The organism is Shewanella sp. MF05913 (genome assembly GCF_059758095.1).
In genome coordinates this window covers 1-706 of the sequence record NZ_JCAYNT010000066.1, presented here as the reverse complement: position 1 = coordinate 706, position 706 = coordinate 1, and the positions used below count along the sequence as shown (strand labels likewise).

Sequence of the window (706 nt, the reverse complement as noted above, 5' to 3'; positions counted from 1 at the left end):
CAAGAGCTTCGGCCTAAAACCATGACGTTGTTGCTGCTTTGGGAAGAATACAAAGAGCGGCACGCGGAAGGTTTTTACAGTTACACTCACTTCTGCCGTCAGTACAAGGCATGGCTTAAATGCCAAAAACCCTCGATGCGACAAAACCATAAAGCTGGTGAAAAACTGTTTGTGGATTACTGTGGCCCAACCATGAGTATTGTTGATAGAAGTACAGGCGAATGCCGTACTGCACAAGTGTTCGTCGCGGTCATGGGGGCATCAAATTATACCTATGCCGAAGCGACTTACAGCCAGAAACTTGAAGATTGGGTGATGAGTCATGCCCGTTGTTTTGAGTTTCTTGGTGGTGTTCCTGAGCAGATCATTCCTGACAACCTTAAAAGTGCCGTCACCAAACCCTGCCGATATGAGCCTGACTTAAACCCAACCTACCAACAACTAGCGACGCATTACGATACCGTCATTGTGCCTGCAAGACCCTATAAACCAAAGGATAAAGCCAAGGCTGAAGTGGGTGTACAAATTGTTGAACGTTGGATCATGGCACGTCTTCGTAATGAAACCTTCTTTAGCTTGCGTCAATTAAATCTAAAGATTCAAGAATTACTCATCGATTTAAATCAGCGACAAATGAAAAAACATCCTGGCTCACGATTAAGTCAATTTGAAGCCATTGATAAACCAGCGTTAAAACCATTGCCCA

At 44.3% G+C, this 706-nt stretch carries 1 pseudogene; it reads left to right on the top strand.

The features are described from left to right. Nucleotides 1-706: pseudogene (gene istA / locus AC19MV_RS23015) on the top strand (IS21-like element ISShfr5 family transposase); the annotation flags it as partial.